22 protein-coding genes and 1 pseudogene are annotated in these 22,406 nt (G+C 73.3%); 5 read left to right on the forward strand and 18 right to left on the reverse strand.

The genetic code is table 11. From position 1 onward, the window contains the following. Window positions 1-41: 41 nt before the first annotated feature. The 9 genes and pseudogenes from PV682_RS30895 to PV682_RS30930 all read right to left on the reverse strand — a co-directional run bounded on the left by PV682_RS30895 (window position 42) and on the right by PV682_RS30930 (window position 8,336). Window positions 42-1,025, reverse strand: a complete 984-nt coding sequence (locus PV682_RS30895) for a formylglycine-generating enzyme family protein (protein WP_319735065.1) — start codon at window positions 1,023-1,025, stop codon at window positions 42-44. Then, window positions 1,022-2,266 carry an SGNH/GDSL hydrolase family protein gene (locus PV682_RS30900; protein ID WP_319735066.1) on the reverse strand — a complete coding sequence of 415 codons (1,245 nt, stop codon included), beginning with the start codon at window positions 2,264-2,266 and terminating at the stop codon, window positions 1,022-1,024. The genes PV682_RS30895 and PV682_RS30900 overlap by 4 nt, the downstream gene beginning before the upstream one ends. Next, complete coding sequence (locus PV682_RS30905; RefSeq protein ID WP_112476180.1) at window positions 2,263-2,961, reverse strand: SAM-dependent methyltransferase; 699 nt, start codon at window positions 2,959-2,961, stop codon at window positions 2,263-2,265. Before PV682_RS30905 ends, PV682_RS30900 begins: the two co-directional genes overlap by 4 nt. 197 nt (window positions 2,962-3,158) lie before the next feature. Next, on the reverse strand, window positions 3,159-4,844 hold the full coding sequence (locus PV682_RS30910; protein WP_319735067.1) for a WD40 repeat domain-containing protein: 1,686 nt from the start codon (window positions 4,842-4,844) through the stop codon (window positions 3,159-3,161). Then, complete coding sequence (locus PV682_RS30915; protein ID WP_319735068.1) at window positions 4,841-5,506, reverse strand: GTP cyclohydrolase II; 666 nt, start codon at window positions 5,504-5,506, stop codon at window positions 4,841-4,843. The genes PV682_RS30910 and PV682_RS30915 overlap by 4 nt, the downstream gene beginning before the upstream one ends. Window positions 5,507-5,913: 407 nt before the next feature. Beyond that, on the reverse strand, window positions 5,914-6,528 hold the full coding sequence (locus PV682_RS30920) for a TIGR03086 family metal-binding protein (RefSeq protein ID WP_319735069.1): 615 nt from the start codon (window positions 6,526-6,528) through the stop codon (window positions 5,914-5,916). Window positions 6,529-6,641: 113 nt separating this feature from the next. Beyond that, window positions 6,642-6,785 (reverse strand): hypothetical protein, encoded by a 144-nt coding sequence (locus PV682_RS44395; protein ID WP_407705765.1) that lies wholly within the window; start codon window positions 6,783-6,785, stop codon window positions 6,642-6,644. After that, window positions 6,786-7,016 (reverse strand): annotated as a pseudogene (locus PV682_RS44400) (DUF4232 domain-containing protein); the annotation flags it as partial. A gap of 294 nt (window positions 7,017-7,310) precedes the next feature. Beyond that, window positions 7,311-8,336, reverse strand: a complete 1,026-nt coding sequence (locus tag PV682_RS30930) for an endonuclease/exonuclease/phosphatase family protein (protein WP_407705769.1) — start codon at window positions 8,334-8,336, stop codon at window positions 7,311-7,313. A gap of 262 nt (window positions 8,337-8,598) precedes the next feature. Between PV682_RS30930 and PV682_RS30935 the strand changes: the two genes are divergently transcribed. Together PV682_RS30935 and PV682_RS30940 are read left to right on the forward strand one after the other, a co-directional pair. Then, window positions 8,599-9,270 (forward strand): response regulator transcription factor, encoded by a 672-nt coding sequence (locus PV682_RS30935; protein ID WP_319735070.1) that lies wholly within the window; start codon window positions 8,599-8,601, stop codon window positions 9,268-9,270. Window positions 9,271-9,371: 101 nt separating this feature from the next. Continuing rightward, a complete protein-coding gene (locus PV682_RS30940; protein WP_407705770.1) occupies window positions 9,372-9,704 on the forward strand; it encodes an MDR/zinc-dependent alcohol dehydrogenase-like family protein in 333 nt (110 codons plus the stop codon). A gap of 224 nt (window positions 9,705-9,928) precedes the next feature. Here PV682_RS30940 and PV682_RS30945 read toward each other — a convergent pair whose 3' ends face one another. Beyond that, window positions 9,929-10,318 (reverse strand): hypothetical protein, encoded by a 390-nt coding sequence (locus PV682_RS30945; protein WP_319735072.1) that lies wholly within the window; start codon window positions 10,316-10,318, stop codon window positions 9,929-9,931. Window positions 10,319-10,511: 193 nt separating this feature from the next. On the opposite strand from PV682_RS30945, the gene PV682_RS30950 reads away from it, so the two are divergent. Continuing rightward, the gene (locus PV682_RS30950; RefSeq protein ID WP_319735074.1) at window positions 10,512-11,576 is read left to right on the forward strand and encodes a hypothetical protein; all 1,065 of its coding nucleotides are present in this window, start codon (window positions 10,512-10,514) and stop codon (window positions 11,574-11,576) included. A 75-nt stretch (window positions 11,577-11,651) separates the two neighbouring features. On the opposite strand, the gene PV682_RS30955 is transcribed toward PV682_RS30950, so the two are convergent. After that, window positions 11,652-12,989: an aminotransferase-like domain-containing protein gene (locus tag PV682_RS30955; protein WP_319735075.1), complete on the reverse strand. Its 1,338-nt coding sequence runs from the start codon at window positions 12,987-12,989 to the stop codon at window positions 11,652-11,654. An 89-nt stretch (window positions 12,990-13,078) separates the two neighbouring features. Between PV682_RS30955 and PV682_RS30960 the strand changes: the two genes are divergently transcribed. Both PV682_RS30960 and PV682_RS30965 read left to right on the forward strand, forming a co-directional pair. Further along, window positions 13,079-13,699, forward strand: coding sequence for a DJ-1/PfpI family protein (locus tag PV682_RS30960; protein WP_319735076.1), 621 nt, complete (start codon window positions 13,079-13,081; stop codon window positions 13,697-13,699). A 76-nt stretch (window positions 13,700-13,775) separates the two neighbouring features. Further along, the gene (locus PV682_RS30965; RefSeq protein ID WP_319735077.1) at window positions 13,776-14,408 is read left to right on the forward strand and encodes a phosphatase PAP2 family protein; all 633 of its coding nucleotides are present in this window, start codon (window positions 13,776-13,778) and stop codon (window positions 14,406-14,408) included. Between the two features lie 473 nt (window positions 14,409-14,881). On the opposite strand, the gene PV682_RS30970 is transcribed toward PV682_RS30965, so the two are convergent. The 7 genes from PV682_RS30970 to PV682_RS31000 are packed head-to-tail and all read right to left on the reverse strand — an operon-like array spanning window position 14,882 to window position 22,405. Next, entirely contained in the window at window positions 14,882-16,189 is a 1,308-nt protein-coding gene (locus tag PV682_RS30970; protein WP_407705766.1) for a glutamate-1-semialdehyde 2,1-aminomutase, read from the reverse strand. Continuing rightward, window positions 16,186-16,737, reverse strand: coding sequence for a dTDP-4-dehydrorhamnose 3,5-epimerase family protein (locus PV682_RS30975; RefSeq protein WP_319735079.1), 552 nt, complete (start codon window positions 16,735-16,737; stop codon window positions 16,186-16,188). Before PV682_RS30975 ends, PV682_RS30970 begins: the two co-directional genes overlap by 4 nt. Continuing rightward, window positions 16,734-17,924, reverse strand: a complete 1,191-nt coding sequence (locus PV682_RS30980) for a polysaccharide pyruvyl transferase family protein (protein WP_319735080.1) — start codon at window positions 17,922-17,924, stop codon at window positions 16,734-16,736. Before PV682_RS30980 ends, PV682_RS30975 begins: the two co-directional genes overlap by 4 nt. Continuing rightward, a complete protein-coding gene (locus tag PV682_RS30985; RefSeq protein WP_319735081.1) occupies window positions 17,921-18,868 on the reverse strand; it encodes a glycosyltransferase family 2 protein in 948 nt (315 codons plus the stop codon). Before PV682_RS30985 ends, PV682_RS30980 begins: the two co-directional genes overlap by 4 nt. After that, complete coding sequence (locus PV682_RS30990) at window positions 18,865-20,118, reverse strand: MATE family efflux transporter (protein ID WP_319735082.1); 1,254 nt, start codon at window positions 20,116-20,118, stop codon at window positions 18,865-18,867. The genes PV682_RS30985 and PV682_RS30990 overlap by 4 nt, the downstream gene beginning before the upstream one ends. Beyond that, on the reverse strand, window positions 20,115-21,392 hold the full coding sequence (locus tag PV682_RS30995; protein WP_319735083.1) for a DUF4910 domain-containing protein: 1,278 nt from the start codon (window positions 21,390-21,392) through the stop codon (window positions 20,115-20,117). Before PV682_RS30995 ends, PV682_RS30990 begins: the two co-directional genes overlap by 4 nt. After that, complete coding sequence (locus tag PV682_RS31000) at window positions 21,380-22,405, reverse strand: NAD-dependent epimerase/dehydratase family protein (RefSeq protein WP_319735084.1); 1,026 nt, start codon at window positions 22,403-22,405, stop codon at window positions 21,380-21,382. The genes PV682_RS30995 and PV682_RS31000 overlap by 13 nt, the downstream gene beginning before the upstream one ends. Window position 22,406 lies beyond the last annotated feature (1 nt).

Raw genomic sequence — 22,406 nt, forward strand, 5'->3', positions numbered from 1 at the left:
ACCGGCCGCGCGGCGCGTCGCGGCTTCGCGGGTGCCGCCGCTCACGGCGTCTCCGCGAGGCGGAAACCCATGGCGTAGATGTCGCGCTCGTACCAGCCGTGCCGGCGCCGGGTGCGGGCGAGGTCGCCGAAGCGGGTGAAGCTGCCGCCGCGGGCGATGCGGTAGGCGCCCCGGGTGACGGCGAGGTCGTCGTCGACGGCGCTGCCGCCCGGGTAGGGGCCGTACATGTCGGCGGTGTACTCCTCGACGTTGCCCGCCATGTCGTACACCCCGAACGGCGAACGCCCCCCGGGGTAGATGCCGATCGGCGTCGTGGTCAGCGGCCCCGACTCGACCGTGTTCGCGGCGTCGGGCCGGAACTCCTCGCCCCACGGGAACTCCCGCCCCTCGGGGCCCGCGGCGGCGTACTCCCACTCCGCCTCGGTCGGCAGCCGGAAGGCGCGCCCGGTGCGGGCCGAGAGCCACGCGGCGTACGCGTCGGCCGACTCGGGCGACACCGTCCACACGGGGTGGTTGCCCAGCCCGTCGGGGTGGACGCCGAACCGCCACGACGTCGGCAGCCAGGTGGTGCCGGTGTCCTCCAGGAAGCGCCGGTACTCGGCGTTGGTGACCGGGTGCAGCGCGATCCGGAACGCCGGCAGGTCGACCTCGTACGCGGGGCACTCCTTGACGATCCACTCCTCGATCACCCCGGCGTGCCGCCACCGCGCGGTGACCCGCCCGGCGTCGCCCCGGTCCAGGCCCAGCCGGACCCGGGCGGCGGGCACGTCCGCCATCGGCGGGTCGTCGGGGCGGATGCGCGGGTCGCCGATCAGCCCGAGGACGGTCCCCGCCGCGTACCGGCGCGCGAACGACTGCCCGGGGTCCTCGGCGACGGCGACGAGCGTCTCGGCGGGGACGGCGAACAGGTCGCGGTGCTCGCGCAGCGGCCAGCCGGCGCTGCGCGCGACGTGGACGTCGGGCAGGCCCATGGCCGCCCGGTCGGAGAGGGTGTTGGGGTTGGCCAGCACCTGCGTGTCGGTCATCGGTTCCTCCCCTGGAGAGCGCATGAGGTCAGCGCGGAGACGGGTACGGCATCGGCCAGCAGGCGGTAGCCGGCGTCGTTGAGATGGATGTGGTCACCGGAGTCGAGATCCGCGCGCACCCGCTCGGGGGCGGCCGGGTCGCGCACGGCGGCGTCGAAGTCGGCCACCGCGTCGAACTCGGGCGCGGTCCGCAGCACGGCGTTGACGGCGCCGCGCCGCGCCTCGGCGTCGGCGGTCCACAGCGGCGAGTCCTTGAACGGCGTGAGGGTCCCCACGACGACGGTCACGCCCTGCGCGCGCAGCCGCCCGGCGAGGGTGCGCAGCCCGGTGAGCACGTCCTCGGCGCTCGCGAACGGGGCGAGCTGGAGGTCGTTGATGCCCTCGTACAGCACGGCCGCGCACACCCCGGACTGGTCCAGGACGTCCCGGTCGAGCCGCCCGAGCGCGCTGGTCCCGCGCTGCGGGCGCTCCGTCTCGGTGCCGTCGCGCAGGACGCGGTTGCCGCCGATGCCCTTGTTGAGGACGCCGATGCCCTGCGGGGCGACGCGGCGGGCGAAGGCGTCCGTCCAGCGTCCGTTGCCGTTCAGGGTCGAGCCGGAGCCGTCGGTCTGCGAGTCGCCGAGCGCGACGACCGTGCCGCGCGCACCCGGGCCGCGCACGTCGACGCCGGTCAGGAAGAACCAGGAGGTCTCCGCGCGGGTGAACGCCGACGCCGCCGAGGCGCCCGTGTGGTCGCCGGGCTGCGAGACGTGCGCGGTCTGCTGGGCGAGCCAGTGCCAGGTCGCCGGGCCGGTCGGCTCGGGCAGGTACACGCTCACCAGCAGATCGGCGCCCGCCGGGACGGCGTACGGCAGCGGGTCGCTGACCGTCTGCGCCCCGGCCGCCACGCGGGTGCCCGGGGCGCCGCCGAAGGTCACCGCGCGCAGGCTGCCGGGCACGGCCTCGGAGCCGCCGGACGCGGTGGCGAGCCCCACCGTGACCCGGCCCAGCACCAGCGGGCTCGTGCCGTACGCGTTGGACAGCCGCAGGCGCACCTCGCTGCCGCCGACCGAGGTGCGGGCGGTCATCCGTACGGTGCGGTCGGCGAACCCGGTGCGGGAGATGCCGTCCGGGGCTGCGGGCGCGGGCGCGGTGCCCCAGGTGCCGGTCCAGCCGTCCTCGTGCGGGGTGGCGGCGGCCGGGGTGGCGGTGGCCAGCAGGAGGGCGGTCAGCAGGGTCCCGGCGGTGCGGACGTGGCTCACCGGTCCTCGAAGGGCGTGCGGTATATGCCGACCAGGTAGTGCAGGTTCGCCGTGCCCCGGGGCACCGACAGGACCTCGACGGGGGTGAAGCCGTGCGCGAGGACCAGGCCGGTCAGCTCCTCCTCGGTGAACTCGCGGTACAGGCGCCGCGCGTCGTTGGCGAACAGCCGGCCCGGGCCGTCGGCCGACTCGAACACGGAGACCGTGAACAGGCCGCCGGGCACCAGGAGTTCACGCACCCGGTCCAGGTAGCGGCTGTAACCGTCGGGGTGCTGGTGGTGCAGGCAGCCGTTGTCGAGGACGGCGTCGTACACGGCCGTTCCCGCGAGGTCGTCCAGCGAGCAGGCGTCGAAGCGGGCACGGCCCTCGGTGCGGGCGCTGAGCTGGGTCCACTCGGGGGACTCGACGAGGTCGATGCCGGTGACGCGGCAGCCCGCGTCGGCGAGGATCGCGGCGTCCCGGCCGTGCCCGGTGCCCACGTCGAGGACGTGCGGGCCTTCGGTGCGGTCGCCGAGCGCGGCCAGCAGCAGGCGGGGGGCCTCCCGCATGGCCCGTTCGGCCGTCCACACGTCACGGCCGCGCGCGTAGTGGTCCTGGAAGTCGGTGCGCAGCACGTCCGCGTACGCCGACTCGTCGAGGGGTGGGGCGGACGCGGGGGTCAGGGTGTAGCGGGCGGCGATCTGGTGGCTGGGCATGGGTGATGACGTCCTGTCGTGAAAAGGCCATGAAGGGTCGTGAAAGGTCGTGAAAGGGGGCACGGGTGGGGGTCGGGGTGCGGGAGGGGGCCGTGCGCACAGGTGTGGCGCGTCGCTGTGGGGCGCGTCGCTCAAGGGGTGGCGCGGAAGGGGCGAGGCGGCGGGAAGCGTGGCACGGCCCCGGTCCCGCGGGAGGGTCAGCCGGCGACCGTGTAGACCTGACCGTCGTACGAACCCGCGACGAAGAGCTTGCGGCCCGCGTCGTAGGCGAGGGAGGAGATGCCCGAGGTGGTCGGGCGGTCGACGACGGTCCAGCGGCCGTCGGCCCGGTCGTAGACGGCGATGTGGCCGTCGTAGCTGCCGGTCGCGATGAGACGGCCGTCGGTGTCGGCGGCGACGCACTTCACGGAGTGGGTGTGCGGGGTGTCGACGACCTCGGCGGTCCGCTCGGGGCTCCAGATCCGCAGCTTCAGGTCGCGGCTGATGCTGGCGAACCAGCCGTCGGCGAGGCCCGTGCAGCCGTTGGCGATCTTGTCGTGGGCGTCCTCGACGGTGGCGACCTTCTCCAGGGTGCTCAGCCGGTACCAGGTCGCGGAGGCGTCGGCGGCCACCGAGAACAGGAAGTCGCCGGAGACCGCGACGTCCTTGACCGCGTTGACGTTCAGCTCAAGGTCCCGCACGTGCTCGGCGCTGTCGCCGGTCAGCTTCAGCAGCAGGCCCTCGCCGGTGTAGGCGCCGATCACCGCGTACTGCTCGCCGTCGCGCTCGAAGGCGACGCCGCAGTTCAGCGGGGAGCGGTGCTGGTACAGCTCACGGCCCGTCAGCGCGTCGAAGACCTTGCCGAGCTGACCGCCCGACAGGACCAGCGGACCCAGCGGGGTGAGGAAGTTGCACAGACTCCCGGTCTCCGCGACCGGCTCGCCGTCGCGGCGCACGATGCCCGCGTCGCCGACGGTCAGCGTCGAGCCGCCGAGCTCCGGCAGGACCGCGTTGACGCCCCCGGTCGCCGCGACCACCGCCGTGTCCCAGGCCCGCGCCTGGTAGTCGTAGCCGCGGTACGTCGCCCCGAACGTGGCGAACACCAGGCGGGTGCCGCCTGCGAAGGCGCAGGAGCGGGGCCACACGTCCGGCGGCAGGTCGGCCGTGTCCAGGGCCTCGGGGGAGCCGGACGCCACGTCCCACAGCCGCATCGTGCGGTCGTACGACAGGCTCACCAGCAGATGACGCGTGTCATCGAGGACGAGGCGCTTGATCCCCGCGTCGTGCGCGGGCACCGTGACCGTCTCGCCGTCCGCGACGACGATGATCTGCCCCTCGTCGTTGCCCGCGAAGATCGTCCCCGAGGAGGAGATGGCGATGGTGTCCGTCTCCACCCCGTCCATGTCCAGGTCGTCGGTCATCCCGCCGGTCTCCAGGGACCAGCGCTTGATCGTGCCGTCGTCGCTGGAAGAGATCAACTCGTCGGCGCCGCGCGCCCATTCGACCGAGATGACGTCCGCGGTGTGCCCCTCGAAACGGTGCAGGAGCCGGCCCCCGAAGTCGTACACCCGCACCCGGTGGTCCCGCGACGCGGTCGCCACCAGCTCCTTCGACGGGTGGAAGACCGACATCTCGACGTCGTCCTCCTGGTCCCCGAGGACCGCGACCAGCCGGAGATCCGGCACGGTCCACAGGCGCGCCGTGTAGTCGCTGGACGAGGTCAGCAGGTGCCGTCCGTCCGGCGCGAACTGGCACTGGTTGGCCAGGTGGTCGTGGAACGAGCGGGACACCGCGCGGCCCGTGCGCTGGTCCCAGCAGATGACCTGGTTGTCGTACCCGGCCGTGGCCACGTACTCGTCCCCCCACGCGGCGATTCCGCTGATGGGACCACGGTGCTGGATCATTTGGAATCTCCCGCGAACTCGATGGTGTGCCCGCTCCACTCGGCCTTGACCCGCAGATAGCGCTCGTTGTTCTCGTTGAGGTGGATACCGGTGGGGATGACCTCCTCCACCGTGATGCCATAGCCCTCCAACTGCTTCACCTTGTCCGGGTTGTTGGTGCGCAGCCGGATCCTCGACACCCCGAGGGCGTCCAGCATCTGCGCGGCCACCCGGTAGTCCCGCATGTCGTCCGAGAAGTTCAGCTCCCGGTTCGCCGCGAACGTGTCCAGGCCCTGGTCCTGGAGGCGGTAGGCGTCGAGTTTGTTGTACAGCCCGATGCCGCGGCCTTCCTGACGCAGATACAGCAGGATTCCGCCCTGCTCCGCGAACTGGTCCACACCTTCCGAGAGCTGCGGTCCGCAGTCGCAGCGCGCGGAACCGAACACGTCGCCCGTGAGGCATTCCGAATGCACGCGTACGAGAGGCGCGGCACTCTCCGACGGGAACATCACGGCGATGTGTTCCCGGCCGTCCGCGAGCCCGGTGAAACTGATCATCTGCGCGGTCCGCCAGGATCCGTCCGACCGTCGGACCGGAACCTCGACCCGGGTCCGGATCGTCGTTTCGGCTTCCGGCGGACGGGAACTCGATTGCGGCGTCTGGCCGCTGGACGTACTCAACATGGATCGTCCCTCCGTTGATAACGGCTTGGTCATGCAAGCACACGGCCAAGACCGCGCACAGTACGGATGGACCGAGACACCCTCCGAAACGTTTTGTGTGCGGCACCGAGACGGAAGTAATCGGCGTGAATATGCCCGCACGCCCGCAGTCCGGCTGACATCGCGGATCGCCTGGCCCCGACCGTGCGCCGACACTACGGATTTCCCTAGTTAGACCCCCGCTTTTGCCCTGGTTTACCCGACTGTCGCGAGTTCCGGCTTTCCGGGAGCGGTTTCGTTAACGCATTCCAGACGCATTCCGAACAGAGGGAAGACGATCGCGCCGCCCCGGTATCCGGGACGGCGCGAGAGGGATAGAGGAGAGCGGTTGCCGCCCATATAAACCCCGCATCCGCGTGAGGCTGCTTCTATGCGGCGCTCCAGTGGGGGTCGCGGCCGAGGTAGCGCAGGAGGACGGCCACCTCGTCGTCGCCCGGTGCGGGGGCCAGGGCGGTGACGTACGCGCCGCGCGGGCGCAGCGGTTCGACGATCTCCCGGGCGACCGTGAGGAGGGGGCGGGCCAGTTCGGGGGTGAGCGGTGAGGGCCGGCCCGTGGCCACGGCGATGTCCCAGGCGTGCACCGCCGCGTCCAGCCCGCACGCCGCCGAGCCCGACCAGGGGGACAGCGTGAACGGCGGCAGCGGTACGGGCAGTTCGGCGGCGTCCCGGTCGGCTCCCGCCCACGCGTTCGCCGCGCGGGACAGGGCGTCCTCCAGAACCGCCGCCGGGTCCGCTCCGGCCAGGTCGCCCGAGGGGGCGAACGGGTCGAAGCCGGGGCCGGGTCCGCCGGTCAGCGCGGCGGCGTAGCCGATCTGGTCGCCCACGGCGTGCTGGAAGACCTGCGTGACAGTCCAGCCCTCGCAGGGCGTCGGCAGATGCCAGCCGTCGCCGGGGACGGCGAGGACCGCCGTACGCAGTGCCGCGTGCGAGGCGTCCAGCACGTCCCAGCCGCTGGAGACCGTGCCGTCGTTCGTCGGTGTCATGCGTCCACTGTCGGCCCGTGACGGCAGGGGGACCAGGGCTTCCCGCGACGGCAGGACCGCCAGTACCAGGGTCGGGGACGTACGACTTCAACGTGGCGATCGCCGCCGCGGGCTCAGGCGCCGGACAGCACCGGCCCGATGAGTGTGCCGGTCGCGACCCTGAACGTGCCGTCCGCGAAGGACGTACCCGGGATGGTGCCGCCGCCCGGCGTCCGGAGGGTGAACGACGCCTCGTCCGCCGCGACCGTGGCGCCCATGTTCGGGACCTGGATGTCGAAGTGGACGGGGCGGCCGGGGCCGAAGGTGACGGCGCCGGTCTGGTCGCCGTAGCGGCCCGCGGTGATCGCGAGGGGCGTGCCGTGGAAGGAGAAGCGGACGTCCGTGGGGGAGCCCGCGAGGGTGCAGGGCGCGTAGCCGCGCGCAGCGGTCAGGGTGACGCGGAAGTGGATGTGGCCGGCGCTGGACTGGTCCTGGGCGATCGTCGCCAGGTGGTTCGCGGGCCGGCAGGCCGACGGGGCGGCGGCGGCGCGGGGCGCGGCCCATCCAGCAGAAGCAGCACGGCAAGTGGGTCACCCTGCCCGCGTCCACACCGGTCGCCCGCAGCGGTTCGTACACGCTGCGCGTCAAGCTCGGCCTGAAGAGCAAGAACGACCTGCGCATGGTGAACGGCACCACGGCGTCGCCGGTGTTCACCGTGACAGTGCGCTGAGACGGGCGGCCTTGAGGGGGGATGTCACCGACGCCGGTGACATCCCCCGTCCTTGGGAGGGGCGGCCGGGGGGCTACCAGTCGATCCGGGCCGCCACCGGGAGATGGTCGCTGCCGGTCTCCGGCAGCACCCATGAACTCCTCGCCTCCACGCCCCGGGTCAGGATCTGGTCGATCCGGGCGACGGGGAACGCGGCCGGCCAGGTGAAGCCGAACCCGTCCCCGGCCGCCTCCTGCGCCGAGCGCAGCCGGGAGGTGAGGCCGTCGAGCGCGCGGTCGTCGGAGGTGCCGTTGAGGTCGCCGAGGAGGATCACCCGCTGGTTGGGTTCGGCGGCGAGGGCCTCGGCGAGGGCCTGGGCGTTGCGGTTGCGGGAGTCCGTCCAGAAGCCCGCGCGGGGGGTGACCCGTACGGAGCCCAGGTGGGCGACGTACACCGCGAGCGGTCCGCGGGCCGTGGCCACCGTCGTCCGCAGGGCCCGGTTGGCGACGAACTTCGCCTCGGCCGACTTCGCGGCACCCAGCGGCCCGGCGTCCTGAGCCGTGTCGACCAGCCGTGTGTCCGACAGCCGCAGCTTGCTCCACACCCCCACCGTCCCCTGGACGGAGTGGTAGGGGTAGTCCGCCGCCAGCACCCTCTCGTACGTGCCCCTGGCCTGATCGGTGATCTCCTCCAGCGCCAGCACGTCCGCAGCGGAAGCCGCGAGCGCGCGGGCGGTCCCGGCGGGGTCGGGGTTGTCGGCACCGACGTTGTGGCTGACGAGGGTGAGGTCGCCGCCGGGGCGCGACTTGTCGAGGAGGAGGCCGCCGAAGAGGCCGGCCCACACCACGGCGGGCAGCAGCACCGCGACCACCGCGGAGGCGGACCGGCGCCACAGCGCGACGCCGAGCAGCACCGGGACGAACAGGCCGGACCAGGGCAGGAACGTCTCCACCAGAGAGCCGAGACCACCGGCATCGGTGATCCACCCGTGCGCCGCCATGACGAGGCCGAGGACGAGGGCCAGCGCGGCCGGCACCCGGCCACGCTTCCACGGACCGGTTCCGCGCAGGGCACGCAGGCGCGGACGCCGGCTTCCCTCCGGAGCGCTCGGCTCCCTCACCGCCGTATCCACACTGCTCACCGCTGATCCCCCGGGGCCTTGGCCGGGCCTGCGTACGTCCGGGGACACCCTGGTCATGTGCGCGGCCCGACGGGACACGGTCCGGTGCGGTGCACGGCCACGGCGGATACGGCGGGCAGGGCGCCGGCCCGCCCCGATGCTGAACTTCGTTTCATACCGCCAGTGAAGACAGCGCCCGGTTGCCGCCGCGTATCCGGTTTCCGATACGCCGGCGATAGGCCCGGCCCCCTAGCCTGGACCCATGCGTGTCTTGATCGTCGAGGACGAGCCCTACCTGGCGGAAGCCATCCGTGACGGCCTGCGGCTGGAGGCGATCGCGGCCGACATCGCCGGCGACGGCCACACCGCGCTGGAACTCCTCGGCGTCAACGCGTACGACATCGCCGTGCTCGACCGCGACATCCCCGGCCCGTCCGGCGACGAGGTCGCCGCGCACATCGTCGCCTCCGGCAGCGGCACGCCGATCCTCATGCTGACCGCGGCCGACCGCCTCGACGACAAGGCGTCCGGGTTCGAACTCGGCGCGGACGACTACCTGACGAAACCCTTCGACCTGAGGGAACTGGTCATGCGGCTGCGGGCGCTGGACCGCCGGCGCGCACACCACAGACCCCCGGTACGGGAGATCGCGGGCCTGCGGCTGGACCCGTTCCGCCGGGAGGTGTACCGGGACGGCCGGTACGTCGCGCTCACCAGGAAACAGTTCGCCGTGCTGGACGTCCTCGTCGCCGCCGAGGGCGGCGTCGTCAGCGCCGAGGAACTCCTGGAACGCGCGTGGGACGAGAACGCGGACCCGTTCACCAATGCCGTCCGCATCACGGTCTCGGCCCTGCGCAAGCGGCTCGGAGAACCCTGGCTGATCGTGACCGTGCCGGGGGTCGGGTACCGGATCGAGGGAGGGGGGCGCGGCTAGGACGCCCGGGCGGGGCAGCGCAGCGCCGCGCAGACGACGCCACCTGGTCGAGCACGCCCCTCACCTTCCCGCGCACCCAGGAAGCCGACGTCTGCGGCCGGATCGCCGCCGTCGGCGAGGTCGTGACGTCCGGCCGGATCGGTGAGCGCGTCCTCGTGCGAACCACGCTGCGCACGCCCGTCGATCACCGCCCCTTCGAGCGCTGGACGCTGGGCAGCGAGTGCGACGGGGGATTCGCGCAGGACGTGGCCGCCCCCGCCCGGGAGACGTACGCCGCGCGCGGCGACTGGAGCGACGAGGAGCTCGCGGCCGTGCAGCTCGCCGGGCGTCGGGGCGCGAGCGTCGTCGCGGTGACGTCCGCCGCGAAGGCCGCCGGCGTCCGCGCCCAGGGCGCCGACCGGACTCCGTCGCGGAACTCGGCCGGGCCTGCGTAGACGTGGTCCTCGACCTGGTCGGTGGCCCGAGGGTGCCGCGCCTGCTCTCCGTCCTGCGCTACGCCATCGGCGGGCCCACCGCAGAGATCGACCTGCGCGACGTGTACCTCAGGGGCCTCACGCTCGTCGGCTACGTCGAACGCGGCGAGATACGGCCGGTCGTCTCCCACACCTCGGCAAGCTCGTCCTGGTCCCGCCGTCTCCTGCCGGGGCATAGGCGCCGGTCAGTTCCCCTGGCAGCAACCCCCTGCCCCCTGCCCCGCCCCGAGCGCGCCCATCCGCCGGACCGCCTCGGCCCACGTACGCCCCGCCCCGGACCCCGCGTCGTGGACCACGCGCCCGGCGACGAGGGTGTACCGGACGACGGCGCCCCGGACACCCCTCACCGGCACCCGCGTGATGTCCCGGTCGAGCACCATAGGTCGCCCCGCAGAGCGCCGGGCCAGCGGCCCGTCGACGATCCACCTGAGGATCTGCGGCATCGCCAGCGCGAGCAGTGCGGCGAGCGAGGCGAGCGCCGTCCCCGCGCGCAGGCGCCGACGGTACGGCCGTACATAGGGGCGCAGCCGCATCAACGACCGCACGGTGGAACGGGTGTTCGCGTGACAGGGCACGACGGTCTCCTGGGAGAAGTGCCCACCGGTGCGCCGATGCGGCGTCTCAGACGGTGAGCAGGGTGCTGAGGGCGATGGGCGTGAGAACGGCGGCCATCGACAACACCCCCTTCGCTTCGGTACGTCGGTCCTGCTGTGGCGGCGACGACCATACACCCGGGCGGCGCAGTCCTGCCGGTGGCAGAATGCCGCGATGGATTCGATTGTGCGGGCCGCCGCTGAGGCGGTCGGGAGCCGGCTGGGTGGGGCGGTGGATCTGGGTGGGAGTTCGCGCAGTACCGTGCTGCGGTGTGTGACGGGGGACGGCGGGAGTGTGGTCGTCAAGGCGTTCGGTGAGGGGGTGGAGGGGCGGCGGGGGTTTGTTGCCGAGGTTGCCGGGTTGTCGTTGGGGATCGGCGGGCCTCGGGTGTTGGGGGTGGACGCCGGGGTTCCGTTGTTGGTGACGGAGGATTTCGGGGGTGCGCCCACGCTGGCGGATGTGCTGCTCGGGAGTGAACCCGGCGTCGCGCGGGACGGGTTGGTGGACTGGGCGCGCGGGCTCGGGCGGCTGGCTGCCGCGTCGGTGGGGCGGCGTGGTGAGCTCGCCCGGCTGTGGGCGCGGTACGGGGCGGGGGTGGCGTCGTGGGAGGACGAGCCGTGGGTTGCCCGTAATGCGCAGGCTCTGCCGGGGGTGCTCGAGGGCGCCGGGATCGGTGTTCCGCCGGGGCTCGTGGAGGAGGTGGCGCGGGCAGGGGCGGTGGGGTATCCGGCGTTCACGCCCGGGGACACCTGTCCCGACAACGCGTTGCTCACGCCGGACGGGCTGCGGCTGATCGATTTCGAGGCGGCTTGTTTCCAGTCCGTCTTTCTCACGGCTGCGTACTGCCGTATGCCGTTCTCCAGTTGCTGGTGCGTGTTCAGGCTGCCGCCGGGTACGGCGGAGGCGGTCGAGGGGGCGTTCCGGGACGAAGTCGTCGGTGTGTACCCGGAGTTGGCCGACGACGCGGTGTGGGAGGCCGGGATGCGGCGGGCCGTGGTGGTGTGGACGGTCGACGCGACGGTGAGGCTGCTGCCGCGCACGGCGGTGGACGGGCCGCTGCACCGGACGCGGGTTCCGGTGCCCACCCGGCGTCAAGTGCTGCGGCACCGCTGGGAGTCGGCCGGCGAGCCGGCGGAGTTTCCGGCGTTCACGCAGGTGATGCGGGCGTTGTCGCGGGAGGTCGCCGGACGGTGGGAGGTGGAGGCGTTGCCGGGGTATCCGGCGTTCACGCGAGGGTGATCATCGGCTCGGTGTGCCCGTGTGCGGCGTCGGACTCGACCAGGGCGCGGGCGGCGTCGACCGGTTGTCCGGTCGTCAGACGGCCGCGTCCTCGGCGATGACCCGCCGTACTGTCCGCAGGGTCGAGCGGAGACTGTCCGGGTCGGTCGAGCCGAGTGCGAGACGCAGCGCCTGCGGTGTGTGCGTCGTGGTGGTGAAGGGCTCCGCCGTGCTGACCGAGATGTGCAGGCGCGCGAGGGTGGCCGTGAGGCGGTCGGCGCGGGCGTCGTCGGGGAGCCTCAGCCACGTGAAGTACGAGGAGGGGTGGCCGGTCAGCGGCAGCCCCGCCAACTCCTGTGCGGCGATGACCTGCCGGGCCCGGGCGTCCTGCCGCTTGCGCGCCTCCAGACGGCCCACCGTCCCGTCGTCCAGCCACCGGCACGCGATCGCCGTCGACAGCGCAGGGGTGTTCCAGGTGGTCGCCCGGATCGCGCGTTCCAGCGCCGCCACCAGGTGGGGCGGGGCGGCGACGAACCCGACCCGCAGGCCGGTGGCCACGCTCTTGGACAACCCGGAGACGTACACGGCGAGGTCGGGCGCGCTCGCGGCCAGCGGGGGCGGCGGGTCCTCGACGAGGTAGGCGTACGTGGCGTCCTCGACGATCAGCGTCCCGTACCGGCGGGCGATCTCGATCAGCCGGGCGCGGGCGGGCGCCGGCACGACCCAGCCCAGCGGGTTGTGCAGGGTCGGCATCGTGTAGAGCGCCCGTACGGGGCGGGTCGCGCACAGCTTCTCGAAGGCGTCCAGGTCGGGGCCGTGGGCGGTGGCGGGGAGGGGCTCCAGGTCGAGGCGGAACGCCTGCGCGAGGACCTTGAACCCCGGGTAGGTCAGCGCGTCGACCGCGACGACGTCCCCCGGCGCGAGCGCCGCCATGACGGTGACGGCCAGGCCGTGCTGGGCCCCGCTGACGACGAGGACCCGGTCCGGGCCGACGGCGAGCCCCCGGTGCCCGAGGTGCCGGGCGATCGACGCCCGGTCCTGGGCGCGCCCCCGGTGCGGCTGGTAGCGCAGCAGCGCGTCCAGCTCCCCGGAAGTGGCCGTCTCCCGCAGGGCCTGCCGCAGGAGTCCGGCCTGCTCGGGCAGGGACGGGTAGTTGAAGTTCAGGTCGACCGCGTCCGTCGCGATGACCTGCTGGTCGATCCCGTGGCCCTCGGGCACCGCGATGTCCCGTACGAACGTCCCCCGGCCCTGCTCCCGGCTGACCAGGCCCATCGCCTCCAGCTCGGCGTACACGCGCGTCGCGGTCACCAGGGCGATGCCCTCGCGGGCGGCGAGCGCGCGGTGGGTCGGCAGCCGGACGCCCGCCGCGAGGCGGCCCGCGCGGATGTCGGACGCGAACGTGTCGACCAGGGCCTTGTACCGGGGTGCCGCCATACGCCGAAGTGTATCCATGACAATTCTTTGACTGTCCTGGCCACCGGTTCCTACCGTCGACACCCCCGCCCACGGAAGGGAACACCGCCGTGCACATCGCCATCCTCACCTTCGAGGGCTACAACGAACTCGACTCCCTCATCGCCCTCGGTGTCCTCAACCGCGTCAAGGACGACGACTGGAAGGTCACCCTCGCGACCCCCACCCCCAAGGTCACGTCCATGAACGGCGTGGTCGTCGAGCAGATGTCCACCCTCGAAGAGGCCTGCGCCGCCGACGCCGTGATCGTCGGGAGCGGCATCGCCACCCGCGAGGTCGTCGAGAACCCGGCGATCATGGACGTCCTGCGCGGGCTCGACCCCGCCCGCCAGCTCATCGGCGCGCAGTGCTCGGGCGCGCTCGTCCTGGCCCGGCTCGGACTCCTCGACACCATCCCCGCCTGCACGGACCTGGCCAGCAAACCCTGGGTGCTCGCGGCCGGGGTCGACGTCCTCGACCAGCCCTTCTACGCCGACGACACGATCGCCACCGCCGGTGGCTGCCTCGCCTCCCACTACCTCGCCGGGTGGCTCCTCGCGCGCCTCAAGGGACACGAGGCCGCCGAGAGCGCGCTGCACTACGTCGCGCCGGTCGGGGAGAAGGAGGAGTACGTCGAGCGGGCGTGGCGCAATATCTCGCCGTATCTCCCGGCTCCGGCCCTGACGAGGTGAGCCCCGCGTTAGGGTGACGAGGGGATACGACGAGGGGGGCTCCCGTGCCAGTGGTCCGACGGCGGAGCAGCGGCCTGTGACCCCGGCGCTCCCCCCTCCCTTACGCCGCTGGCTCGGGCTGACCGCGCTCCTCGCGGCCCTCGCCGTCGCCGTCCTCGCGATCCTGTACGCCGGTGACAGCGAACCCAGTAGCGCGGACACCCCGATCTCGACGGCACTGGAGAAGGCGGGCCCTGGCTGGCGGGACATCGCCCTGACCGTCGACTTCCTGGGCGAACCCCTCGGCGCCGCGCTGCTGGTGGGCGCCGCCCTGACGGGCTGCCTCCTGCTCCGGTGGCCCCGAGCCGCGCTCCTCGTCATCACGTCCGTCGCCGTCGGCGTGGTGACGGCGACGCTCCTCAAGCACGCCGTGGGCCGCACGATCCACGGCCCCGACAACCTGTCCTACCCGAGCGGCCACACCGCCTTCCTCACCTCGCTCGCGTTGGCGGTGGCACTCCTCACGGCCGGCCGACTGGGTCTGGGCAGACTCCCGGGCCTGGCACTGGTCCTGGGCGCCGCCCTGATCGCGGGCACCGCCATGGGCTGGGCCCAGGTCACCCTGGGCGCCCACTACCCGACGGACGTCCTCGGCGGCTGGTGCACGGCACTGACCACGACACCGGCGACGGCATGGACCCTGGACGCGGCCCACCACAGACGCCGCTGACGGCACGGGAGGGGGAGCCGGGGCCGCCCAGCCCGAGCCCTCGACGCCCCTTGTCGCCGATCGCCGAGGGCCCGCCCACCCGGGGCACCGGCGCCCCTGCGGTCGACGACCCGTCACCGTTACCTCCGACGCCCTGTGCTCTCGTGACCGAAGGCCGGTCATCGAAGCCGCCGATGCCCCTTCCCTTCGGGGGCGCCGACGACCCCTGCGGTCGATGGCCCGTCACCCTTGCCCCCGATGCCCCGCGCTCTCGTGGCCGAAGGCCCGTCGACGCAGCCCCCGGCGCCCCCTCTCTCACCGATCGCCGACGGCCGGTCCCGCTGGGGCGCCGAGGCCCGTGCCCTCACGGCCGAAGGCCGGTCGTTCCCGCCTTCGACGCCCTTGCCCACCGATCGCCGACGGCCTCTCCCTCCGGGCCCCAACGCAGCGTGCCTCCGCAGCCGAGGGCCCGTCACCCCCGCCCCGACGCCCCCTCACACCCGCCTCCGGAACACCGGCTTCACCGCCCGCCCCCCCATCCACGGCGTCGGATCCCCCGCGTCCAGCGCCTTCCGGTACACCGCGCAAGCCTGCCCCACGACCTCGACCGTGCGATCCACATCCGCGTCGGTGAGCGCGCTGCTCACCACGAACGACGGTGCGAGGACCCCGCCCGCGAGGAGGCAGCGCAGGAACAGCGTCCGGTACTCCTGGGACGGCCGGCCCTCCGGGTCGAGCGTCGCGAAGACCAGGTTGCTGGCCCGTCCCCGCACCACGACGTGCTCCCCGACGCCCATCCCGGCGGCGGCGTCGCGGACCCCGGCGGCCAGCCGGTCGCCGAGGGTGTGCAGCCGTGCCGTGACGCCCTCCTCGACGTACACGCTCTGCACGGCCATGGCGGCGGCCAGCGAGTGCGTCTCCGCGCCGTGGGTCGTGGACAGTAGGAACACCCGGTCGCCGGAGCTGCGCAGCCCGCCCAGTTCCATCAGCTCGCGGCGCCCGGCGAGCGCGGAGACGGCGAAGCCGTTGCCGAGGGCCTTGCCGAACGTCGAGAGGTCGGGCACGACACCGTACAGGCCCTGCGCCCCCGCCTCGGACCACCGGAACCCGGTGATCATCTCGTCGAAGACCAGCACGCACCCGTACCGGTCGGCGAGTGCGCGCAGACCGGCGAGGTAGCCGGGCGGCGGCTCGGTCTGGGTGGCCGGTTCGAGGATCAGGCAGGCGATGTCGCCGTCGCGGGCGAGGAGCGCCTCCGTCGCGGCGAGGTCGCCGTACGGGAACGACACCGTGAGGTCGTTCGGCGGGATGCCGGCGGACATCGGGGTGGTCGTGATGAACCAGTCGTCGGTGGAGAAGAAGGGATGGCCGGCGCAGAGGGCGACCCGGGAGCGGCCGGTGGCGGCGCGGGCGAGGCGTACGGCGGCGGTGGTCGCGTCGGAGCCGTTCTTGGCGAACTTGACCATCTCGGCGGTCGGCACGGTCGCGAGGAACCGTTCGGCGGCCTCGACCTCGACGACCGACGGCCGGACGAAGTTCGAGCCCCGGTCGAGCTGTCGGCGCACGGCCTCGGTGACCCGGGGGTGCGCGTGGCCGAGGCTGACCGAGCGCAGCCCGGAGCCGTACTCGACGTACCGGTTGCCGTCGACGTCCCACACATGGGCCCCGCGCCCGTGGCTGATGACCGGCGCCAGGTTCTCCGGGTACTGGTCGTCGCCCTTGGCGTAGGTGTGCGCGCCCCCGGGGATGAGGGCGTGCAGCCGCTCGTTGGCCCGGCGTGACTTCTCGGTGCCCACGGTCATCCCTCCAGCCGCTTGAGAACCTCGGCGAGCCCGGGCGCCTCCCGGTCCCGGGGGGACAGCGAGGTGACGGGCAGCGGCCAGGGGATGCCCAACTCGGGGTCGTCGAAGGCGATCGTGACGTCCTCGGACGGGTCGTGCGGCCGGTCGATCCGGTACGACGTGTCGGCTGTCTCGGTCAGCGCCTGGAAGCCGTGCCCGCACCCCGCCGGGATGTAGAGGCTCGCCTGCGTCTGCCCGGACAGCTCGAAGAAGGCCCGGTTCAGGTACGTCGGCGAGGACGCCCGCAGATCCACGACGACGTCGAAGACCCGCCCGGACGAGCACCGTACGAGCTTGGCCTCGCCCGCGCCGGAGCGCAGATGCAGGCCGCGCACCACCCCGCGCACCGACCGCGACAGACTGTCCTGCACGAAGGCGTCCGGGTCGATGCCCACCGACCGGACGACGTCGGCGTCGAATGTGCGGCAGAAGAAGCCGCGTTCGTCGGCGTACGGCGTCGGTTCGAACAGGTACGCGCCGGTGATCTCGGGGACCGCGGTCGCTTTCAAGGAGCCTCCTGGCGGGACGGGTACAGCACGGTGGTCAGGGCGGCGAACTGGTGCTCCAGACGCCGGGCGGTGGCGAGGTTGCGGTCGGCGAGCGTCCGCCGTACCTCGGCGGAGCGCTTCTCCAGCTCCCGGAACTGTTCGAGGAGCCGGTCGGCGTCGACGGCGCGCGCCGGATGGCAGTACGGGCCGAGCCCCATCGACGTCATCAGCGCCTCGCTCTTGGCGGCGTAGCTGAGCGCGAGGACCGGAGTGCCGGTCCGCAGGGCGCAGATCAGATTGTGGTAGCGGACGGCGACGACCGCGTCGGCCGCCGCCGTCTCCGCCATCAGGTCGGCAAGCGAGGCCGGTTCGGCGGCGCTGACCAGCGGCGAGCCGACCGCGTCGAGGATCGCGGCGACCACCGGCGCGTCGCACGTGTCGCCGGTCAGCAGCCGCACCCGCCGCCCTTCCCCGACGAGGACCCGCACGAACCGGATCGTCCCGTCGAGATACCGGCCGTGGATCTCGTCGGCCCGCGCCCGGTCGTCGTTGCCGCCGTGGAAGTCCATGACGCCGACGCACACCGTCCCCGGGGCCGGTGCCGCGACGGGCACCGGCAGCGAGAACGCGACGTCCGGATAGACCTCGTCCCGCGAGGTGTCCACACCCATCGCCCGCATCGCGTCGCGCGCCCTGCCGTCCCGGTACGAGCGGTACGCCGCGAGCCGCGCCGACCACCGCACCAGCGCCCGCGTCGGCCGGCTGCGGATCTCGGCGGCGCCGACGCAGACCAGCGCGACCCGCGTCCCCAGCAGCCGCCCGCTCGCGCACAGCAGGAACAGCGCGTACGGGAACCCCCACGGCCGCAGCGGCAGCGTGGCCTCCAGGACGCCCATGCCCGGGACGATCACCACGTCGTGCCGCCGCACCCAGGCGGCCGTACGGACGATGTCGACGACCTTCCCCAGCCCCTTCCCGGCGACCGCCCCCGCCCGCGACGCCGTCCGGTACTCGCCCCGGTACCAGTGCAGCCGGGTCGCGGGGATGCCGAACTTCGCCGTCACCGCCTCGGGCCCGCCGCACAGCGCGTCCACGGTCACCGACGGATGCCGGTCCCGCAGATGGCGCAGGACGGCCTCCAGCGAGCCGTCGTTGCCGAGGTTCCCGGAGCCGAGCAGCCCGAACACCCCGACGCGCACCGGCTTCACGCCCGCCTCCCCTCGCGCCCGGCGACCAGGTCGTCCACGGACACCGACAGCTCCGACGGGTCGACCGGCGCCCGGTCCTCGACCCGCTCACCGCCGCCCGTGCGCGCCCGGCTCGTCAGCCACGCCGCGAGATGCCCGAAGCACGCCCGCCGGTCCGCCGACGACAGCGGCGCCCGCCGGATCGCGGAGGCGAACCCCCACACGTACTCGGCGAGCAGCCGGGGCGTCGGATGCAGCGGCCCCGCCCGGCGCGGGTCCAGGTTCACGCACCGCGCCCGCTTCGACGGGTTCGCGCGCTCGGCGCGGGTCGGGTGGTCGCGCCGGAAGTACAGCAGCTCCGGCACCTGGTGGAACCGCCCGTGCAGGGCGATCTCGGCGACGTACGTGCGGTCCGCGTGGTGGTAGCTGTCCATCGGCTTCACCCGCCGCAGCGCCTCGGTCCGGATCACCCCGTAGAAGTCGTCCCCGCCGGGCTCGAACAGCACGCTGCGAAACCGCTTAGGCGCGTCCGGCGACGCGGTGTCGAGGGTGTACGCGTACGGCACCTTCACCTGGCCGTCCTCGTCGATGACCGCCTGGTCGGCGTGGGCGAGGATCACGTCCGGCCGCTCGTCGAGCGCCTCCACGCACCGCTTGAGGAGGTCGCGGGCGTACAGGTCGTCGTGCGAGGCCCACTTGAACAGCTCGCCCCGGCTCTCGGCGAGGACGTGGTTGTGGTTCGGCGTCGCACCGATGTTGCGGGGCAGGCGCAGATAGCGGATACGGGAGTCCTGGGCGGCGTACTTGCGGCAGATGTCCTGGGTGCCGTCGGCCGAGGCGTTGTCGGAGATGACGAGTTCGAAGTCCTCGTAGGTCTGGCCGAGCAGGGCGTCGAGGGACTCGGCGAGGTACTCCTCGCCGTTGTAGACGGGCAGGCCGATGCTCAGCCTGGGACGGTCGGTCATGGCGTCCTCACTTCGGGAATCGGTTCAGGGCGGCGCTCGCGCAGGGCGGTCCGCAGGTGCAGCCACCACACGGCCGAACTGGTGACGGTCGCCGCGGCGACCCCCCAGGCCGAACCGGCCGTGCCGGCCAGGGCGGCGCCGCCGAGGCCGCCGCCGACGTAGCAGGCGGAGGCGAAGAGCTGGGCGCGCAGGCTGCGCCGGGCAGCGCCGAGCGCGCGCAGCCCGGCCGCTGCGCCCGTGCCGAGACCGGCGCCCGCGACACCGAGGGCGATCGGCACGATCAGCGCGGACGCCGAGTGCCACACCTCGCCGAGCGCCGCCTCGCCCAGGGCGCCCGGCACCAGCAGCAGCGCCCCGCCCCACAGCAGCGCGCCGGCGGCCTGCCCGCCGCCCAGCAGGAGACAGAACGGGCCGAGCCGGTGCGGGGACTGCCGCAGCACCCGCGCCGCCTCCGGCACGGTCACCAGCGACAGCCCCATCAGCACGGCGAGGAACGGCCCCATCAGCAGCTCCGCCCCCCGCACCGCCCCCACCGCGCCGACCCCGGCGATCACGCCGAGCCCGTACGCGCGCAGCTGACTCGCCCCGCTGAGACTCACGTTCTCGACCAGGTACCGGTAACCGAGGTCGCGCTGCTCACGCAGCCAGCCGCGAGCCCGGCCGGCGCGCGGCAGGATGCCGGACTGGACGTAGCCGTACCCGGCGGCCACTGTGGCCGACGCTCCCCAGGCCAGCACGAACGCGGCCACGCTCCCCACCCGGGCCGCGACCAGCAGCGCCGGGACCAGCGCGACACCCCACACGACGTCGTTGACGAACGCCTTGCGCCCGGCGCCGGCCGCGAAGAACGCGTACCGCCACGCGTCCTGGAGCAGCAGCCCCGGCAGCATCACGCCCAGGCACGCGAACGCGGGCCCCACGCCGCCGCCGAGCGCGAGCCCGGCGGCCACCGACACCGCGCCGAGCACAGCGCCGACGCCGAGCGCCGTCCCCGTCGAGCGGGCCACCGCACCCCGCCACGCCGGCTCCGGCACCCCGCTGAACCGCACGACCAGCGGATCGGTGGCCAGGCCCCGCGAGACGTTCAGGACCACGCCGTACGTCACCCACGCGAGGCTGAACACGCCGAACGCGCTCACCCCCAGCGAGCGCGCCACGTACAGGCCCACCGCGAAGTTGCTGATGCTGGAGGCCGCCTGGTCGGCGAGCCCCCAGGACAGCCGCTTCACGAACCCCCGGGCCGGTGTCATGCCTTGATCAGACCCGCGTCGCGCAGCGCGTCCGCCGCCGCGACGACCGAGTCGAACCCGAGGCCGGCCCGCTCGGCGACGTCCAGCAGCGAGTGCTCCCCGTCGGAGAGGCTCAGCACCCACAGCATCGCCATCTGCGCCTGCTGCGCGTCACTGCGCCCGCCGAGCGAGTCGTACAGCCCCCGGCGTCCCAACTGCGGTTCGCCGTACGGGCTGAGGTTCACGTACCGCCGGTTGCGGTCCAGCACGGCGAACGCCTCCCGGCACACGGCGAGGGTGTCCGCCATCGCCGCCGGGGACACGAAGTCCAGGTCGTCCGCCGAGGTGTGGTACTCGGGATAGCCCGCGTACGGGGTCCGGCTGAGCGAGCCCACCCCGAGGTCGAACCCGGGGGAGCAGTACTGGCGCTCGTCGTAGCCGTACGGGCTGAACTCCTTGAGCATGTGCGGGCGCCCGGCCAGGACGTGCGCCATCACCCGGTCGATCTCCGCGTCGCCGCGCCGGCTCTTCTTGTACGTCAGCTGCCCCGCGTCCCCGGCGCAGGCCAGCACCAGCCCGTGCCGGACCCGGTCGACGCGCTCCGCGTTGCGGGCCAGCCAGGTGATCGCCCCGATGGTGCCGGGCGCGTAGATGAACCGGTAGGTGTAGTACGGCTGTTGCTCGGCCAGCGCCTTCGCCAGGTACGTCGCCACCGCGATCCCGGCGAGGTTGTCGTTGGCCAGCGACGGGTGGCAGACGTGACAGGAGACGATCACCTCGTCGGGGACCCGGCCGGGGATCACGTGCTCGGCGTAGGTGAGATGGCCGTCGGCGAGCGTGGAGTCGATCCGCACCTCGTACTCGCCGTCCGGGAGCGCGTCCAGGGTGTCCTGGGCCAGGCAGAAACCCCACGTCGGCTTGTAGTAGCTGGTGCGGTACGGCACCCACGACGGATGCTCCGGCAGGGTGTGCAGGTGCTCGCGGAGTTCGGACAGCGGCATGGTCCGCGCCACCGGCACGCTGTAGCCGAGGACATGGAGGCTGGACGCGGCGAAGTCGACGACCCTGCGGCCGGTGGCGTCGGCGACGTACGCGCCCTTGATGTTCCACTCCTGCGGCACCGTCCAGTCCAGGACCTGCGTCCCCGTCGGCACCTCGTGGACCTCCAGCGGCACGTGCTCGCCGACGATCTCCAGCGTCGCGCGCACCCCGTCCCCGGTGATGCTCCGGCACAGCGGGTACAGCTGCTCCACCAGCGCGTGCATCTCCTCGCCGGCCGCGGTCACCGGCGCCACCGCAGCGTGTCGTCCACCGCGCCCGCCTCGGAGGCCGCGCGCAGCACCGCGAGCCGGGTGAAGCGCTCCTCGAACGCCTCCCGGGTCAGGCCGTGTTCGCGGTAGGCGTCGGCGAGTTCGAGGGCGCCGCGCTTGACGGTCCACTCGTAGCCGAAACCGGGAACCGCGCTACGGAACCGGGAGAAGTCGACCCGGTACGAGCGCGGGTCGGCGCCCGTCTCGCCGGTGATGCGCACCTTCGACCCGGCCACCGCCTCCGCGACCTGCCCGGCGATGTCGGCGACGGTGACGTTGTTGGCCTCGCTGCCGATGTTGAACGCCCGGTCGTGCACCGCGTCCCGGTCGGCGCCGAGCGCGGCCGTGAACGCGCGGGCGATGTCCGCCGCGTGCACCAGCGGACGCCACGGCGTCCCGTCCGACAGCACCAGCACCTCACCGGACAGCAGCGCGTGCCCGACCAGGTTGTTCAGCACGATGTCCGCGCGCAGGCGGGGCGAGAACCCGAACGCGGTCGCGTTGCGCATGTACACGGGGCTGAAGTCGCCGTCGGCCAGCGTGTGGAGGTCGTCCTCGACGCGCACCTTGGACTCCGCGTACGGCGTCACCGGGCGCAGCGGCGCGTCCTCGGCCACCAGGTCGTCGCCGCCCGCCGCGCCGTACACGGAACACGTAGACGCGTACAGGAACCGCCGTACCCCCGCGTCGCGGGCGAGGCGGGCCAGGTGGACGGAGGCGTGGTGGTTGATGTCGTAGGTGAGCTGGGGCGCCAGCGAGCCCAGCGGGTCGTTGGAGAGGGCCGCGAGGTGGATGACGGCGTCGAAGCCGGCGACGTGGTCGGCGGTGACGTCGCGCAGGTCCACGCGCAGGCCCGGCGGGTCGGCGGGCGCCGGGCCCAGCACGCAGTCCGCGAACAGGCCCGCGTCCAGGCCGGTGACCTCGTGCCCGGCGGCCGTGAGGACCGGGGCCATGACGGTGCCCAGGTAGCCCTGGTGCCCGGTCAGCAGTACACGCACG

Source organism: Streptomyces niveiscabiei, assembly GCF_033794345.1.
Classification (GTDB): Bacteria; Actinomycetota; Actinomycetes; order Streptomycetales; family Streptomycetaceae; genus Streptomyces; species Streptomyces niveiscabiei.

Coding starts and splice junctions, on each gene's coding strand:
- PV682_RS30895 (WP_319735065.1), bottom strand. CDS start 1,025: ATGACCGACACGCAGGTGCTGGCCAACCCCAACACCCTCTCCGACCGG.
- PV682_RS30905 (WP_112476180.1), bottom strand. CDS start 2,961: ATGCCCAGCCACCAGATCGCCGCCCGCTACACCCTGACCCCCGCGTCC.
- PV682_RS30910 (WP_319735067.1), bottom strand. CDS start 4,844: ATGATCCAGCACCGTGGTCCCATCAGCGGAATCGCCGCGTGGGGGGAC.
- PV682_RS30915 (WP_319735068.1), bottom strand. CDS start 5,506: ATGTTGAGTACGTCCAGCGGCCAGACGCCGCAATCGAGTTCCCGTCCG.
- PV682_RS30920 (WP_319735069.1), bottom strand. CDS start 6,528: ATGACACCGACGAACGACGGCACGGTCTCCAGCGGCTGGGACGTGCTG.
- PV682_RS44395 (WP_407705765.1), bottom strand. CDS start 6,785: ATGGGCGCCACGGTCGCGGCGGACGAGGCGTCGTTCACCCTCCGGACG.
- PV682_RS30935 (WP_319735070.1), top strand. CDS start 8,599: ATGCGTGTCTTGATCGTCGAGGACGAGCCCTACCTGGCGGAAGCCATC.
- PV682_RS30950 (WP_319735074.1), top strand. CDS start 10,512: ATGGATTCGATTGTGCGGGCCGCCGCTGAGGCGGTCGGGAGCCGGCTG.
- PV682_RS30955 (WP_319735075.1), bottom strand. CDS start 12,989: ATGGCGGCACCCCGGTACAAGGCCCTGGTCGACACGTTCGCGTCCGAC.
- PV682_RS30970 (WP_407705766.1), bottom strand. CDS start 16,189: ATGACCGTGGGCACCGAGAAGTCACGCCGGGCCAACGAGCGGCTGCAC.
- PV682_RS30985 (WP_319735081.1), bottom strand. CDS start 18,868: ATGACCGACCGTCCCAGGCTGAGCATCGGCCTGCCCGTCTACAACGGC.
- PV682_RS30990 (WP_319735082.1), bottom strand. CDS start 20,118: ATGACACCGGCCCGGGGGTTCGTGAAGCGGCTGTCCTGGGGGCTCGCC.